Here is a 15,539-nt window from a genome sequence, read left to right as displayed (position 1 = left end):
GGCTGTGTGCAGTTTCTGCCGTTTGCCAGCCGGATTCCGACCAAAACTTTACAGCCGTGTGCAGTTTCTGCCGCTTCCCAGTCGGATTCCGACCAAAACTTTACAGCGGTGTGCAGTTTCTGCCGCCTACGCGTTGTGCTGCGCTCAAGCATGTCATCGCGACCGCGTTTTGGAGCGTTTGGAGCGTTTGGAGCGTGAGAGCGTCTAATCTTGCGATTCTTGCGGCTCCGCTTCAGTATTCTCGCGCTTTTTCAGCATAAAACGCGCGCGCCTGGAATCTCGCTTAGCTTTCTTTTCAGCGAGCTTTTCCTTGTTCATCTCGATTGCGCGCTTGTAAATCTTAAGCAGCTCAAGCGCTTGGCTCTTAAAATCGTTATTCTTCGAATACTCGAGCACGTTCGCCTTAAGCTGAGCCTGCTCAGCCTCGCTCATATTCAAAACTTTACTAAAAACAGTCTTAAAATCTTCCTTAGTATCCCACTGATACCCGTTTTGACCGCTAATAATCTGCTTCTCATTCGGCACATCATGCTTTACAAGCGCAAACAGACCGGAAGCCATTGCCTCTAGCATCGAAAGTGAGTGCATTTCGGAAAGTGATGCTGTTGTGTAGTAGTCCATTGCGTGCAAATACTTTGGAATTTCCGTGTGAGCAATAGGCCCAAGCAAGCAAATTCTGTCGTCAAAACCATTATCTGCCACGCGCTCGCGCAACGATTCCAAATCAGGACCGCCGCCAATAACAAATAAGCGCGCTTTTTCGCGAGGAAAATCGCAATACATAAAGTTGTCAATTAATTCTGAAATATTTTTTTCAGCGCCGATTCTGCCAACGAAAACAAACAGCTTAGTAGAGTCAGAAACGCCATATTTTTCGCGGAAAGCTTTGCGGAATGCAAGTCGCTCAGGCGTTGGTAGGAACTTCTTATATTCCACAGCATTATTCAGCACAATTACTTTTTTATCAACCTTCTGACGGTCAATATATGCCTGTGCTTTAGGAGACATGCTCGTAATAATTGTGGCATTTTTCGAGAATCGCATAAAATATTTCGCCGAAATATTGCGAGAGAACTCAGTAAAATGCTTTAAGCCAATGTAAAACAGGAATTTATCGTATTCTGTGTGAAGCGTATAAATAACGGGAATATGCTCTTTTTTTGCTACTTCCAAGCCGATTTCGCCAATGCCAAATTCGTTTTGAATATGAATGACATCCGGCTTAAATTTAAGAGGAAGTTGCTTTCGCATGTGACCAATCGGGAGCGCAACGCGGTATTTGTAAAGCTTTTTAAGCAATATGCCCGGAACGTAAACAACTCCATCTTCAAGCTTGGTTTTGCGCTGTTTTTCGGAGCCGACCGTGACTACTAGCACTTCATGACCAAGCTCTTCATACATCTTTTTGAGCATATAAGACTGTGTTGCGACGCCATTTATGTACGGTGGATACGTTTCGGTAAAAATAGCGATTTTCAAAGTTTCCTCCGGTTGCATACATGCATGCGTAGCGTCATTATTGCGCAAATATCTTGTGTACTCAATTGTGCCACATGTGGTGAATTTTAGTGTGATTTTAGTGCGATTTTTCGCGACTTTTGGCGCGACTTTTGGCTTATTCTAGCTGCGAACCGTAACGTTTACGCTAACTTGCGCGCCTTTTTCAAGCGTATGCTTAACAGTACAACCCCTGGAAATGTGGCGTTCCATGCGCTCTTTTAGTGCGGACGCATCTTCCTGGCTGAGTGCAGGTTTTGCGCAAGTTGCGTCAAGAGTGACATCTTCTTGAAAACGCAAGTACGTGCCTTCTTCCGCGTCGTACGTGCCGTTTACTACAACTCGTGCTCCAGCGCCCTCGCCAATAGCGTGTTCTGCAGCGTACTGGCTGCTAAGAGCTGTGCAACCAGCTAAAGCGATTTGCATTAATTCAACCGGGTTAAACATGCCTTCGCCGTGGCCAAACTTCAAGTTCACACCGTCGTCGCTGTGTGCTTCCCAAGTGCCGTCCTCGTTGCGCTCTACCCATAATCTTCTAGACATTTTTGCTCCTTTGCTGTAGTCGTATTTGTTCATGTTATCGTAAGGATTGTAACTTTGCGCTCAATCGTAGAATCTAGCGTTTTGCGTGGTAGATATATGGTTTTACGAGCGCAATTCTTTAAATTTATTAGTGCTTTGTTAACATGGCAGCATGGCTTTAACAGAAGAAGAACTTGCAGCAATTCGCGCGCGCGTACCACAAAAACCGCTTTCCAGCATCCCAACTCCTTACGAGGATTTAGTGCGAAAAATCCTTATGGAAGGCACTCTAAAATCAGATCGCACAGGCACCGGTACGATTTCGCTTTTTGGCCAGCAAATCCGCTTCGACATTAGCAAATACTTCCCGCTTATCACTACGAAAACCGTGTTTTTCAAAGGACTTGCGTACGAGTTGCTTTGGTTCCTTAAAGGCTCGAGTAACGTGCGTTGGTTGCAGGAAAATGGCGTTCACATTTGGGACGAGTGGGCGGACGAAAACGGCGACTTGGGTCCTGTTTACGGAGTGCAGTGGAGGAGTTGGCCGGCGCCAACCGCGGAAAATCCAAACCGTACAATTGACCAAATCGCAAACGTGCTGGATCTTATGAAGAATCACCCGGATTCTCGTCGCATGATTGTTAGCGCTTGGAATCCTGCGGAAGTTGAGCATATGGCGTTGCCGCCTTGCCATTCGCTTTTCCAATTTTACGTTGCTGACGGCAAGCTTTCGTGCCAGCTTTACCAGCGCTCTTGCGATATGTTCCTTGGCGTGCCGTTTAACATTGCGTCTTACTCGCTTTTGACGATGATGATGGCTCAGCAAGCAGGTCTTGAGCCGGGCGAGTTCGTGTGGACGGGCGGCGATTGCCATATTTATGACAATCACGTTGAGCAGGTGCTTGAGCAGCTTTCGCGCGAGCCGTACCCGTATCCGCAGCTTGAAATTCGTAAGGCGGATTCGATTTTTGATTACGATTACAGCGATTTTAAGGTGGTTGATTACAAGCATCATCCGACGATTAAAGCACCGGTTGCGGTGTGATTGATTGCAAATTATTTTGCTTGATTTTGCTTGATTTAGTTTAATTTTTTAGCTTTTTTTAGCGTGTGAGGTGCGTATATGGCAAACAGCGTGTCGCATAATTTTCCTGTGCGACTGATTTGGGGCGAGGCTTTCGGTTTAGACGGCAAGCCCGGCGCGATGGGCGTAAACGGAGGCATGCCGTGGCGACTTTCGCCGGATTTGCGCTATTTTAAGGCGATGACTATCGGCTGCCCTGTGATTATGGGTCGTGGCACGTGGGATGCGATGCCTCCTAAGTTCCGTCCGTTGCCTGGGCGCGAAAATATTGTTGTTACGCATAATCCTGATTTTGTGGCGGATGGAGCTCGTAGTTTTACTAGCATTGACGCTGCTTTGGATTACGCACGCGAATGGCTGGAAAATAGGGAAGTGCTGGAAAGTCAGGAAAGCTTATCTCAAGACGTATCTCAAGACTCGCCTCAAGACGGCCCAGCAATCTGGGTTATTGGCGGTGCTGCGATTTTGCGCGAAATGCTTGCGAATTATCACGCAGACGCAGCTTACGTAACGCAAATTGATGCGAAAGTTGCAGCGGACACATTTGCTCCGAACATTCATGCATTAGTTGATGCAGGAAAATGGCATGTTGTGCGCGAAGGCGAGTTTGAGGAAGCGCTGCTTAAGGTTGGTAGCGAAAGCAATCCTGCGCGATACCGGTTTATGGTATATGAGCCTGCTCAGTAAACGAGAAACCGCAAAGTAAACGAGACAGCAAAATAAACGAGGAAGCAAAATAAACGAGGAAGCATGACTGAAGAATCAAGCAAAATCAAGGTAGACGCACGTCACCCATACACTGTTATGACGGTTTGCACAGGTAATATTTGCCGCTCGCCAATGGCGGAAATTGTGTTGCGCAACGAGTTTCAATTGAGGGGATTGGGCGACGTTGTTGCTGTGCGTTCCAGCGGTGTAAGCGACGAAGAGTACGGAAATCCGATTGATCGCCGCGCGCAAAGAGAATTAACTAAGCGCGGATACAGGCTTCCTGCTTCGCATTTTGCGCATCGAATTGAAGCGGATGAGATTGCGGAAACGAACCTGTTTTTGCCTATGACAGCTTCGCATATGCGTTCGCTTTTGCGTTTGTTGCCTGCGCAAAAGCGCGAACTTGTGCACATGTACCGCGCGTTTGACCCGTCACTTCCTAAGCCGCAGCCTGGTCGCGAGATGTTGCTCGACTTGGCTGATCCGTGGTACGGAGGTCCTCGCGAATTTGAGGTTGCGATGGATCAGGTTGAGCAGTGCGCGCCTTATATCGTCGATTGGGTTGCCGCGCGCATTGAGAGGGCTTGAAAACGGCAGAAACTTTACAGCCGCGCGCAGTTTATGTCGTTTGCGCGCCAAAAAGCGGCAGAAACTTTACGTGCGTGCGCAGTTTATGTCGCCTACGTACCAAAAAGCGGCAGAAACTTTACAGGCGTGTAAAGAAACGGTCTCGCAAGCTGACCAAAGTAGATAGTTAAGTTTGCGTCGCGTTTTCTCGCGTTTCCTCATATTTGCGGACATAGTTGCGAATATAGTTTAAATTTGTAGGTATAGTTTTACAGGCATCAATTACCGCTCTGTTACTTTTAGTTGGGAGGATTTATGGCAGGTTTGGCTGTCGAAGACGTGCGCGCTCGCGTGCAAAACGCCTGGAATGACGTAGTTTCCGTGCTGAATAAGAAGATTTCACTGGCTGCGGTGTCGGCTAATGGAATTGCTGGCGAGCATATGCGCAAGTCCGCGCAATACGTGGCTGGGGTATTGCGTGAGGTTGGTATTGACGCGCGCGTCGAGCAGTCCACGAATCCGGACGGCACTCCAGGAGCTTTCGAAGTTGTCGGCTCGCGCATCGTAAACCCAAGCGCGCCAACGGTTTTGCTCTACGCTCATCACGATGTGCAGCCAGTTCCAGATCCATCTGAGTGGGAAACCAACCCATTTGAAGGCACAGAGCGCGACGGTCGCCTCTACGGACGCGGCTCAGCCGACGACGGCGGCGGAATCGCAATTCACTACGGAGCTTTGCGCGCACTGAGCGACGATTTGCGCGTAAATATTAAAGTTTTCATCGAAGGCGAAGAAGAAATGGGCTCGCCAAGCTTCATTCCTTTTATCGAGTCGCATAAAGCCGAATTTGAATCAGACGTAATTATCGTTGCCGACTCCGGCAACTGGTCCGCCGAAATCCCAAGTCTTACAACGAGTTTGCGCGGAAATACCGACGTGGACGTAAAGGTTAAAGTGCTCGGCCATCAAGTACATTCCGGCCAGTTCGGCGGTCCAATTTTGGACGCTTACACGCTCGCTTCCATGCTTATTGCCTCGCTTTACAACGAGGCTGGCGACTTGGCAGTTCCTGGAATTGAAGCACAGGAGCCGGTTGGCGGTTTGCAGCGCGATTTGGACGAAGCGCAAGTGCGTGCCGACGCTTCTGTGGTCGATTCTTATAAGCTTGCCGGCACCGGTTCTCTCGCAGCGCGCATGTGGACTAAGCCGAGCTTGACGGTAATCGGCATGGACGCACATCCTGTTGAGAGCAGTTTTAATGTGATTGCGCACGAAACTAAGCTGCGTCTTTCGCTTCGTACCGCGCCTTCGCAGCGTCCGGAAGAAGCGCAAAAAGCTTTGTGTGACTTCTTGGTATCTCACGCGCCTTTTGGTGCAGAAGTTACTGCAGAGCCGATTGATAACGGCATGGGTTGGGCAATGGATCCGGATGCTGTTGCAACGAAGGATGCGCTCGCTTCTATGCGCGATGCTTTCGGCGTGGAGCCGGTAAATAAGGGCGAGGGTGGTTCGATTCCGTTTATTCCGGAGCTTCAGCGCATCTTCCCGAAGGCGCAGGTGCTGGTGACGGGTCCGGAAGATCCTAAGTCCAATGCACACAGCCCGAACGAGTCGATTTCGCTTTCTGGTTTGCGCGGAAATATTGTGACGGAAGCGCTGCTTTTGGATCGATTGGGCGAGTAATTCTGGCTAATTTTGCGCGCAGGCGGCATAAACTTTGCAACGCTGTAAAGTTTCTGCCGCTTTTTGCTGCGTAGCCGACTTTTTCTTTACACGCGCGTAAAGTTTCTGCCGTTTCCTCCGCGTCTGCATGCGTCTAGTCTGTTGAGTAATCTGCAAACATGACATGGAATCCATTTGCAAAGAAAACTGCCAATAATGAGGGCGCGTCTACTCCTTCGTTGCAAAAGAAAGTAGCGGATGCAGAATCGTCTGTAGCGACGAAATCTCGCGAAAAAAACGCGCCGACTCCTAAGCGCAACGCTGCTCAGGCGCAAAAGCTTCGCCCACTAGTACCAGCAGATCGCAAGGAAAGCGCAAAACGCGCGCGTGCTCGTCTTCGCGAATCTGAGAATTTGCAATACAACGCAATGCGCACTGGCGATTTGGCGCATATGCCAAAAATTGAGCAGCTTCCGTGGCGTGTGTATATTCGCGATTACGTGGATGCTCGAATTAATATTGGCGAGTTTTTCATACCAGTTGCAGTGCTGATTATGATTTGCTTGTTTGCGCTATCTAAGTTTGTGATTGTTTATTTTGTTTTTGCAGTGTTCTTGTACGCGTATTTGTTTGCATCTGTAATTGACATGTTTGTTATGTGGCGTAAGTTGCGTAAGGAGCTGATTCGTCGTTTTGGTGATGTGGCTGTGTCGCGCAAGTCGCGTTCCGGCATGTACGCATTCAGCCGCGCTATGCAGCTTCGTCGCTGGCGTTTGCCTAAGCCGAGTAGCGCAAAGCGTGGTAACTGGCCGAAGTAAGTGCAAAAGTAAGTGCAAATTTATTAATATTTGCACAAGCTACTATTATTATTTGGGATACTCAAAATAACGCGAATATTATGGGGTAAACGCATGGCACAAGATAAAGCACAAAGCAAATCGCAAGGCGCGTCGAAGGGTGCGACGCAAGGCATGAAGCAGACTAAGAAAAAGCAGGGCATGTTCTCGCAGATCATACGTATTTATAAGTACACGCATTCTGACGATAAGCAGCTGCCTCTGTGGTTGTCTTGCGCGTTTGCTGCGCCGATTTTGGTTGCTGTAATTCTTGGAATTGCATCTCGTTGGTCCATTTTGATGTGGATTATGATGCTTATTACAGCGGTGATGCTTGGTTTGCTGCTGTTTACTGTTGTGCTTACGAAGCGTGCAGATAAAGTTGGTTACGCAAAGTTGGAAGGTCGTCCGGGTGCGGCTGCCGGCATTATTTCTGCGATTAATAAGGGCGGTTTTACTTTTCCGCAGCAGCCTGTGTGGGTGGATGCGCGCACGAAGGATGCGCTTTGGCGAGGCACTGGTTTTAACGGAATTTTCCTCGTTGGTGAGGGTAATTACGAGCGTTTAATGCATGCTATGGATCGACAGGAGCACGCTATTAAAAGCGTTACTGCCGGATCTAATATACCTGTATACCGTATTGCTGTTGGTAATGGCGAAAATCAGGTGAAGCTTAAAGAATTGCGCGGAAAGGTGTTGCGCTCGAAGACGTTACAGCCTGTAAAGCACAAGTTTGCGTTGTTCGATAAAATTCATCCGAACCGCCGATTCTTCCTTACTAAGACGGAGCTTGCGATTTTGAATGAGCGTTTGCGCACGTTGCAAAGCAAGAGTGGATTTGGCATTCCGAAGGGCATCGATCCAACGCGTCCGCAGCGCATCAGCCGTCGTGCAATGCGCGGTAAGTAAATTATTCTTGCAACGGATTGGCGACAGTTACTTTACGTAAATGTGAAGGAACTGTCGCTTTTTGGTGAGATTTCGACATTTTCTGTACACAGCTGCACAGTTTCTGCCGGGATTGCGCGCGCAGGCGGCATAAACTGTACGCGGTTGTAAAGTTTCTGCCGTTTTTTGGTGCGCAAGCGACCTTTATTTTACACGCGCGTAAAGTTTCTGTCGTTTTTCGTTACTGGTGCAGATGGGTGACTGCGCGCTCTGTGCTGCGCTCAAGCATGTCGTCGCGCGCACAAAACACAACCGAATTCCCAATAAACTACCATGCAAACCTGCCCTGCCTTCGTCAATCGAGACGAAGGCAGACCTCGCTTGCGTTGAAAGCACACCGTGCTTTCAACCCTGAGCAAGCTCGGCGCTCCGAGTTGCTTTCGCGCGCTCTGTGCTGCGCTCAAGCATGTCGTCGCGCCCGCGTTTGGAGGGTTGGCGTCTACGCGCTGCCGTACAATCGTCAATCGACACGGGTGCTCTGTGTTTTCGCTTATGTAAGCGTGAACATTCAGAGCTGAGAGAAAACCGCTTGAACGTGAATCCGGGTAATACCGGCGCACGGAGGTCTGTTTTTCCCGTGCCTGGAGAGGTGTTGCAAGGTTTCTTTGTAACGCAAAGTATTGCATGTAACGCATCGCAATGTAACGCGTTTGACGCACAGCATCGTAATGTACACATGTAACGCAAAATATTGCATTGCGCACAATGTAACGCATTGCAACACGTAACAAGAAAGGCACATTTTTATGTCAGAAGAAAATTATCAGTCCAACATGCAGTGGCGTGTTGCAGACATTGCAGTTGCTTCCGTAATTGGCGTTGTTTCTGCTTTTATTTATTGGGTTGTTGCCATTTTTAGTGAGGTTCCATGGACTGCGCTAAACAGCATTCTTCCAGGTTTTGCAGGTCTTATTAACGGTCTTTGGCTCTTCGCTGCTCCTTTGGCCGCAGTAATCGTGCGTAAGCCGGGTGCTGCTATTTACGCTGAAGTCGTAGCTGGCGTGCTCGAAGCTTTGATGGGCAATCAGTGGGGTGGTGCTGAAACCTTCGCTATTGCAGTGGTTCAGGGTCTGTTTGCTGAAATTGCGTTCATTATTTTCGCTTACAAGAAGTGGAATTTGAACACAATGATTCTTTCCGGCGCATTGACTGGCATTGGTTGCTGGGGTTACACCTTCCTCGGTAAGTTGCAGGCTGTTAGCGTATTCGGCAAGTATGGTCTTCCATACTTCGCCAGCACAGTGGTTTCCGGAATTGTGTTTGCTGGTGTTTTAATGTGGTTCTTGTATGTGGGAATCGCTAAGACCGGCGCGTTGGATCAGTTTGCGTCCGGTCGCGAAATACGCGAAAAATAGCGAATAACGTATTCGCAAAAATTAAAAATCTATCATTGCCATAAAGGATTTACTATGCCTGATGCTGTTAAATCGCAAGAATCTGAAACTTTCCTTCCATCAGCTTCAAGCGATTGCAATAGTGACAGCAGCGCTAATAACGCTAATAAAGCTAGCAAAGCTAATAACGCTGAACTTCGGTTTGAGCATTGGGGTTATCGTCATGCTTCCCGTCGCGCTTTTGCTGTGCGCGGGTTGGACCTCACAATTAAGGCGGGGCAGCGCGTGTTGCTGCTTGGTGCATCAGGCATCGGTAAATCCACGATTTTAAGCGGCGCGGCAGGTCTTATTGGCAATGATTTTGTGGCGAAAAATAGCGCGAAAGATAGCGCGAAAAACAGCAAAGGTAGCGAAGGTAGCGCGAAAGATAGCGTAGAAAATAGCGAAGATAGCGCAAAATCCCAGCAAACCACTCTCGTCGAAGATGCCGATGGTGGTGTGAGCGAGGGTTGCGTTTTGGTTGACGGCGTGCCGGTTCGACGTGCGCGCGGTCGTGTTGGTTTGGTTTTGCAAGATCCGGATGCACAGGCGATTTTCCAGCGTTTGGGGGATAACGTTGCGTTTGGTCCGGAAAATATGAACGTTCCGCGCGGCGAGATTTGGGATCGCGTGCGCAAAAGTCTTAAAGAAGTTGGGTTGGATGGCTTGCAATTGCATCGCTCAACTTCGCATTTAAGTGGCGGTCAGATGCAGCGTTTGGCGCTTGCTGGCGCGCTCGCTATGCAGCCGAGTGTGCTGCTTTTGGACGAGCCGACTGCGAATTTGGATCCGGATGGCACGCAGCAGATTGTTGGTGCTGTGCGCGCGGTTTTGGATTCGACGCATGCCACGATGGTGCTTGTGGAGCATCACGCGGAGCCGTGGATTGACATGATTGACCGCGTGGTTGTGCTTGGGCTTGAGAATGATGAAGCTGCGAACGGAAAAGATGCGAACGGCGAAACCGTTCATAGCGAAACCGTTCACGACGACGATATTGCGCGCGCGGCTTCTTCGCGCACGGTGATTGTGGCGGACGGCACGCCAGACGAGGTGTTTAATCGCACTGATTTGGACTTTGAGGATCTGGGTATTTGGCTTCCGGAGCGCTACAAGAAAAACGTAAAATCTTCTGCAAATGAATCTTTCGTAATTAATTCTTCCGCAAATGCAGAATCTTCTGAAAAATATTACGAAAACTGCAATCCAGCGGAAGGCTACGGAGAAGTGCTACTTTCCACGAAGGACCTCGCAATCAGCCATAATAGCGAGCCGATTGCGCGTCACATCAATCTTGAGTTTAAAGCCGGGCAGATTACGGCTTTGGTCGGCGCGAACGGTGCTGGAAAATCAACGCTTTCGCTCACTTTGGCTGGTCTTTTGCCGGCAGTAAGCGGCGAGGTTGTGGCGAGTGATGCTCTTGCTCAAGGCGCGAATGGTACGGATCCAATGAAGTGGAAGTCGCCTGATTTGGCGAAGCGCATTTCGTACGTTTTTCAGAATCCGGAGCATCAGTTTGCGTGTGGTTCGGTGTTGGATGAGGTTATGTTGGGGCCGCTTCGCACGGGTGTTTCGGCGGATGAGGCGCGCGCGAAGGCTCAGGAGTTGCTGAAGCGATTCCGTCTGGCTCGTTACGCGAAGGCGAATCCGTACACGCTTTCGGGAGGTGAAAAGCGTCGTCTGACTGTGGCAGCGTCGCTTGCTGCGGCTCCGCGTGTGCTGATTTTGGACGAGCCGACTTTTGGGCAGGACCGCAAAACTTGGTTGCAAATTATTCGCTTGATTGCAAGCCTTCGTAGCGAGGGTGTGAGCATTATTGTGGTGACGCACGACCGTGAGCTGGTTGAGGTGTTGGGTGCGCGCTTGGTTGAGCTTGTGCCGGATGCGAAAGCTGAAGCTGCTGAAATGAGTGCTGTTGAAATGAGTGCTGCTGAAGCAAAATCTACCGAAGCGCTTTCCGCAACTACCGGCGCAACCGACATTTCGCGCATCAAAGTGAGCGCAGTAAACAATCGCGACGAGGAAGCGAAACTTTCCAGCAAATCGCCACTTCTTGCGTCAATTAATCCAGTATTTCGCATTTTTGGAGCGTTCGCGGCTTCGATTCCGCTACTTTTTACGCTTGATTGCGTTTCTGCTTCGGTTGCGTTGCTGCTGGAATTTGTGATTTTTGCGTGCATTAAGCTTCCGCCATGGCGTGTGATTCGCCTTTCGTGGCCTGTGTGGGTGGGCGCGCCGACTTCCGCGCTCACTGTGTTACTATACGGCAAAAGTGGCGGAAATACTTGGTTCCAGTGGTGGCTGATGCATGCTACGGATCGTTCGGCTATGCTGGCTGTTGCAACTTCGCTTAGGATTTTGGCGATTGGCGTGCCGTCGATTGTGATGGTGATTGGGCTTGATGCTACGGATTTGGCAGATGCTTTCAGCCAGGTGTTGCATTTGCCGGATCGATTCGTGTACGGCGGTTTGGCTGGAATTAGGCTGTTTGGCGTGCTGCAGGATGATTGGGCGGCACTGACTGCGTCGAGGCGTTCGCGCGGTTTGGGTGATGAGCATCGCGTGAGGGCGTTCTTCCCGCAGTCGTTTGCGCTGCTTGTGCTTTCGATTCGACGTTCGACGACGCTCGCCACTGCTATGGAAGCGCGCGGTTTTGGGGGAGTTGGTGCGCGTTCGCACGCTAGGGTGAGTCGTGTGCGTGCGCGCGACTGGTGGATTTTTGCTGTGTGCGCGATTGTGCCGTCGGTTGCTGTTGCGGCTGCGCTTTACTTTGGCACCTTTGCCTTCCTCGGTGGCGCGTGATGGCTGCGTGCGCGATTGCGTGCGCAGGCGGCATAAACTGCGCGCTCCTGTAAGGTTTCTGCCGTTTTTTCGTGCGTAGCCGACCTTTCCTTTACACCGCTGTAAAGTTTCTGCCGCTTTTTGCTTCGCATCCCCAGTCACAATCTAGTTTTTAAAGCACAACCATACTAACCTGCCCTGCCTTCGTAATAAAGCCGCAGGCAGACCTCGCTTGCGTTGAAAGCACACTGTGCTTTCAACCCTGAGCAAGCTTGGTGCTCCGAGTTACTTTCGCGCGCGCTGTGCTGCGCTCAAGCAGGTCGTCAGCGCACACAACCACAACCAAATTCCCAATGTGACTACTTGTGAGTCTGCCCTGCCTTCGTCTTTATTGACGAAGGCAGACCTCGCTTGCGTTGAAAGCACACTGTGCTTTCAACCCTGAGCAAGCTCGGCGCTCCGAATTGCCTTCGCGCGCGCAATGCTGCGCTCAGGCAGGTCGTCAGCGCACACAACCACAACCAAATTCCCAATGTGACTACTTGTGAGTCTGCCCTGCCTTCGTCTTTATTGACGAAGGCAGACCTCGCTTGCGTTGAAAGCACACTGTGCTTTCAACCCTGAGCAAGCTCGGCGCTCCGAATTGCCTTCGCGCGCGCAATGCTGCGCTCAGGCAGGTCGTCGCGCATCCTCACTAGCGTGTATACTTTCTCGAGTTGCGGGCTTGTAGCTCAGTGGATAGAGCGTCTGCCTCCGGAGCAGAAGGTCGTGGGTTCGAACCCCATTAAGCCCACTTTTGATTTTCTACTTTCCCTACTTTCCCTACTTATCGTCGTAGTGGCCTCTGCAGGCGTAGATTATAATCGAGTCATCTGTAAATGAGTAAACGATTCTATCCTTATCGTTTACTCGTCTACTCCAGCAGCCAGAATAGTTTCCTTTGAGTGGTTCAGGCTTACCTTTTCCGTCTATTGGATTCCGCATAATCTCTTTAATAATATTGTTGAGCTTTTTGCGAGTCTTATTATCGCTTTCCCAATAGAGATAGTCGTTCCAGGCATCTGGAGTCCAAGCAATCTTTCTCATTGTTTGAACCATACGTCCTAATTCATTATTAGATTGTGCTCTTCGGGCTTGATGGTTCCATTTCTCACGCCGTCAATCTGCGATTTCAAATATGCTTGATTTGACGGTTCGTAAAACGGATCTAGCGAAAAATCTAGCGGTATCCTCTTTTCGCGACCAATCGTTTTAATAAACACGTTCAGCGCGGCGCTCATAGAGATTCCGAGCTCTTTGCAAACTCGTTCCGCGTTGAGTTTGTCTTCTTTCTTTGCTCGAAAGTTTACGTTTACTATATCTGTTGTTGCTGTAGTCATTTTGACTCCTATGTCTATGGTGAATTTTGTACTTTTTCTCATACTCTCATATAAGTATACAATAATTCTATATAATGTAACGTAAATATCATTAATTATGCAAGCAATTATTGATGATTTTAGCGCGCGACGACCTGCTTGAGCGCTGCGATTTAGCGCGCGAAAGCAACTCGGAGCGCCGAGCTTGCTTAGGGTTGAAAGCACGGTGTGCTTTCAACGCAAGCGGGGACGTGAACGCGGCTAATCTGCGCGAGCGACACGACCTGCCTTTTCGCTTGGAGCGTAGCGCGCGGCTGCACAGTTTCTGTCGCAATTCCGTCATTTCGCGACATTTATTTTACGCGGCTGCACAGTTTCTGTCGCTTTTTGCCGCGTAGCCGACTTTTTCTTTACATGGCTGTAAAGTTTCTGCCGTTTTATCGCGCGTAGCCGACCCTTATTTGTACTGTTATTGACAGTCGGATATGTGAAAGATAGAATTGAAAACGCTTGAAAACCTTAGGGTTTTGGGGGGCGGATGTGCGAGAGCGCGTCTGCCCCGATTTTTTTTTTGCCGCGCAAACGACTTTTTCTGTACACGCGCGTAAAGTTTCTGCCGCTTTTTGATGCGCGTAGGCGACATAAACTGCGCGCGGTTGAGTCGTTTCGGTCGTGCCTGTCTACTCGTTGCTTTTCCTGTACTGTTTTGTAGAATAGTTGTATATGCGCTGATGCGTTTAAACGATGCGTTTATATGTGATTTGCGTGATTTTAGTAACTTAGTGATTTGTTTCTGTGATTTGTTTCTGTGATTTTGCAGTGTTGCTTGTGATTTTGCAGTGTTACTTGTGATTTATGGGTCTTGTGTTAGAAGTTACGTTTTTGTTGCACTGCGCTAGGTTTTACGCACATTTTTTAGGAGTGATCTTATGGTAGAGCAGAATAAAAATTTAATTATCGCGGACGCTAGAAGTGTGCCATCTAAAGTGCTTATAGACGCTAAAAGCGTGCCAGTTAAAGCGCTTATAGATGCTAAAACGATAAAAGAGAAGATCTATAACATTCGCAATCAAAAAGTTATGCTTGATTTTGAGCTTGCTGAAATATATGGGTATGAAACGAAAAATTTCAATAGACAGATTAAGAATAATATTGAAAAGTTTGAGGGCGAAGATTTTATGTTTCGGCTAACTGCTGACGAGTTCAAAAACTTGAGGTGCAAAAATTTCACCTCAAGTTGGGGTGGCTCTCGATATTTGCCTTATGCTTTTACGGAGCAGGGTATTTATATGCTCATGACTGTGTTAAGAGGTGATCTTGCTGTTAAACAGAGTAGGGCATTAGTTAGAACCTTTAAGCAAATGAAGGATTATATTGTTGAAAACAGGGATTTTATTGGCGCGAAGGAATTAGCTAAGCTTGCGATTCAAACAAACCAAAATACTAAAGATATAGCGGAAATAAAATCTCAAATGGCAACAAAAGAAGATTTTAATAAGGTAATGGATAATTTTATTAATCCAAATACGTATAAACATTTTCTTCTTATGGACGGCAATAAAATAGAAGCGGATCTTGCGTATTGCAAAATATATAAGTCAGCTAAGAAAAGCATTTACGTTGTTGATAATTATATTGGTCTTAAAACTTTGGAACTATTGCGGTTTGCTGGTGAGGGGGTTGAAATCGTAGTTTTTAGTGATAATTCTAGGAATAAGAATATGCTTACGGAAAGCATATTGAGTGATTTTGTAAGCGATTATCCTGGTGTTGATTTGAAGTTAAAGACTGCTGGCAGAAAGTATCACGATAGGTATGTGGTTATAGATTATGGGGCGGACGATGAGGCTGTTTACGTTTGTGCGCGACGACCTGCCTTTTCGCTTAGAGCGTAGCGCGCAAAGGTAATTCGGAGCGCTGAGCTTGCTCAAAGTTGAAAGCACGGTGTGCTTTCAATGCAAGCGAGGTCTGCCTTCGTCAATAAAGACGAAGGCAGGGCAGGTTTGTGTGGTGGTTCATTGTGAATTCGGTTGTGTTTTGTGTGCGTGCGTATGCGGCATAAACTGCGCACGGCTGCACAGTTTCTGCCGTTTCTTCCGGCTCCGCACTTCTGCTCGCGCTTTCTGTCTGCACTCGCGTAAAGTTTTTGCCGGATTAAGGTGCGCAAACGACCGTTTCTTTACATAGCTGTAAAGCTTTT

At 48.6% G+C, this 15,539-nt stretch carries 13 protein-coding genes and 1 tRNA gene; 10 read left to right on the top strand and 4 right to left on the bottom strand.

Annotation, left to right across the window (positions count from 1 at the left end):
• Positions 1-204: 204 nt before the first annotated feature.
• The gene (locus HXT38_RS04195; protein ID WP_421791715.1) at positions 205-1,479 is read right to left on the bottom strand and encodes a glycosyltransferase; all 1,275 of its coding nucleotides are present in this window, start codon (positions 1,477-1,479) and stop codon (positions 205-207) included.
• A 141-nt stretch (positions 1,480-1,620) separates the two neighbouring features.
• Positions 1,621-2,040 carry an OsmC family protein gene (locus HXT38_RS04190; protein ID WP_064621899.1) on the bottom strand — a complete coding sequence of 140 codons (420 nt, stop codon included), beginning with the start codon at positions 2,038-2,040 and terminating at the stop codon, positions 1,621-1,623.
• Positions 2,041-2,191: 151 nt separating this feature from the next.
• On the opposite strand from HXT38_RS04190, the gene HXT38_RS04185 reads away from it, so the two are divergent.
• From HXT38_RS04185 to HXT38_RS04145, 9 genes are all read left to right on the top strand, one after another.
• Complete coding sequence (locus tag HXT38_RS04185) at positions 2,192-3,064, top strand: thymidylate synthase (protein WP_421791712.1); 873 nt, start codon at positions 2,192-2,194, stop codon at positions 3,062-3,064.
• A gap of 78 nt (positions 3,065-3,142) precedes the next feature.
• Entirely contained in the window at positions 3,143-3,790 is a 648-nt protein-coding gene (locus tag HXT38_RS04180; RefSeq protein ID WP_421791710.1) for a dihydrofolate reductase, read from the top strand.
• 63 nt (positions 3,791-3,853) lie between these two features.
• On the top strand, positions 3,854-4,402 hold the full coding sequence (locus HXT38_RS04175; protein WP_004119207.1) for a low molecular weight protein-tyrosine-phosphatase: 549 nt from the start codon (positions 3,854-3,856) through the stop codon (positions 4,400-4,402).
• A 294-nt stretch (positions 4,403-4,696) separates the two neighbouring features.
• On the top strand, positions 4,697-6,064 hold the full coding sequence (locus HXT38_RS04170; RefSeq protein WP_421791708.1) for a dipeptidase: 1,368 nt from the start codon (positions 4,697-4,699) through the stop codon (positions 6,062-6,064).
• Between the two features lie 158 nt (positions 6,065-6,222).
• Positions 6,223-6,861: a DUF3043 domain-containing protein gene (locus HXT38_RS04165; RefSeq protein WP_004105197.1), complete on the top strand. Its 639-nt coding sequence runs from the start codon at positions 6,223-6,225 to the stop codon at positions 6,859-6,861.
• 153 nt (positions 6,862-7,014) lie between these two features.
• Complete coding sequence (locus HXT38_RS04160; RefSeq protein WP_032835341.1) at positions 7,015-7,788, top strand: DUF4191 domain-containing protein; 774 nt, start codon at positions 7,015-7,017, stop codon at positions 7,786-7,788.
• Between the two features lie 785 nt (positions 7,789-8,573).
• Positions 8,574-9,182: an ECF transporter S component gene (locus tag HXT38_RS04155; RefSeq protein WP_004105192.1), complete on the top strand. Its 609-nt coding sequence runs from the start codon at positions 8,574-8,576 to the stop codon at positions 9,180-9,182.
• A 54-nt stretch (positions 9,183-9,236) separates the two neighbouring features.
• Positions 9,237-12,002, top strand: coding sequence for an ATP-binding cassette domain-containing protein (locus HXT38_RS04150; RefSeq protein ID WP_421791706.1), 2,766 nt, complete (start codon positions 9,237-9,239; stop codon positions 12,000-12,002).
• A gap of 699 nt (positions 12,003-12,701) precedes the next feature.
• Positions 12,702-12,774: transfer RNA gene (locus tag HXT38_RS04145), tRNA-Arg, on the top strand.
• A 29-nt stretch (positions 12,775-12,803) separates the two neighbouring features.
• On the opposite strand, the gene HXT38_RS04140 is transcribed toward HXT38_RS04145, so the two are convergent.
• Both HXT38_RS04140 and HXT38_RS04135 read right to left on the bottom strand, forming a co-directional pair.
• Positions 12,804-13,067, bottom strand: a complete 264-nt coding sequence (locus tag HXT38_RS04140; protein ID WP_080550925.1) for a Txe/YoeB family addiction module toxin — start codon at positions 13,065-13,067, stop codon at positions 12,804-12,806.
• A 17-nt stretch (positions 13,068-13,084) separates the two neighbouring features.
• Complete coding sequence (locus HXT38_RS04135; protein ID WP_174191513.1) at positions 13,085-13,360, bottom strand: type II toxin-antitoxin system RelB/DinJ family antitoxin; 276 nt, start codon at positions 13,358-13,360, stop codon at positions 13,085-13,087.
• 908 nt (positions 13,361-14,268) lie between these two features.
• On the opposite strand from HXT38_RS04135, the gene HXT38_RS04130 reads away from it, so the two are divergent.
• Positions 14,269-15,234, top strand: coding sequence for an ORF6N domain-containing protein (locus tag HXT38_RS04130; RefSeq protein WP_421791703.1), 966 nt, complete (start codon positions 14,269-14,271; stop codon positions 15,232-15,234).
• Positions 15,235-15,539 lie beyond the last annotated feature (305 nt).

The sequence above is a fragment of the Gardnerella sp. DNF01157 genome (genome assembly GCF_049244225.1).
Taxonomy (GTDB): domain Bacteria; phylum Actinomycetota; class Actinomycetes; order Actinomycetales; family Bifidobacteriaceae; genus Bifidobacterium; species Bifidobacterium leopoldii.
Note: the sequence above shows the minus strand (reverse complement) of the source record. Positions and strands in the feature narration are given on the sequence as shown.

Bases quoted from the DNA above. Each gene is read 5' to 3' on its own strand.
- HXT38_RS04130 (WP_421791703.1), top strand. From the start codon at position 14,269: ATGGTAGAGCAGAATAAAAATTTAATTATCGCGGACGCTAGAAGTGTG.
- HXT38_RS04140 (WP_080550925.1), bottom strand. From the start codon at position 13,067: ATGAGAAAGATTGCTTGGACTCCAGATGCCTGGAACGACTATCTCTAT.
- HXT38_RS04160 (WP_032835341.1), top strand. From the start codon at position 7,015: ATGAAGCAGACTAAGAAAAAGCAGGGCATGTTCTCGCAGATCATACGT.
- HXT38_RS04185 (WP_421791712.1), top strand. From the start codon at position 2,192: ATGGCTTTAACAGAAGAAGAACTTGCAGCAATTCGCGCGCGCGTACCA.
- HXT38_RS04175 (WP_004119207.1), top strand. From the start codon at position 3,854: ATGACTGAAGAATCAAGCAAAATCAAGGTAGACGCACGTCACCCATAC.
- HXT38_RS04135 (WP_174191513.1), bottom strand. From the start codon at position 13,360: ATGACTACAGCAACAACAGATATAGTAAACGTAAACTTTCGAGCAAAG.
- HXT38_RS04180 (WP_421791710.1), top strand. From the start codon at position 3,143: ATGGCAAACAGCGTGTCGCATAATTTTCCTGTGCGACTGATTTGGGGC.
- HXT38_RS04190 (WP_064621899.1), bottom strand. From the start codon at position 2,040: ATGTCTAGAAGATTATGGGTAGAGCGCAACGAGGACGGCACTTGGGAA.
- HXT38_RS04170 (WP_421791708.1), top strand. From the start codon at position 4,697: ATGGCAGGTTTGGCTGTCGAAGACGTGCGCGCTCGCGTGCAAAACGCC.
- HXT38_RS04155 (WP_004105192.1), top strand. From the start codon at position 8,574: ATGTCAGAAGAAAATTATCAGTCCAACATGCAGTGGCGTGTTGCAGAC.
- HXT38_RS04150 (WP_421791706.1), top strand. From the start codon at position 9,237: ATGCCTGATGCTGTTAAATCGCAAGAATCTGAAACTTTCCTTCCATCA.
- HXT38_RS04165 (WP_004105197.1), top strand. From the start codon at position 6,223: ATGACATGGAATCCATTTGCAAAGAAAACTGCCAATAATGAGGGCGCG.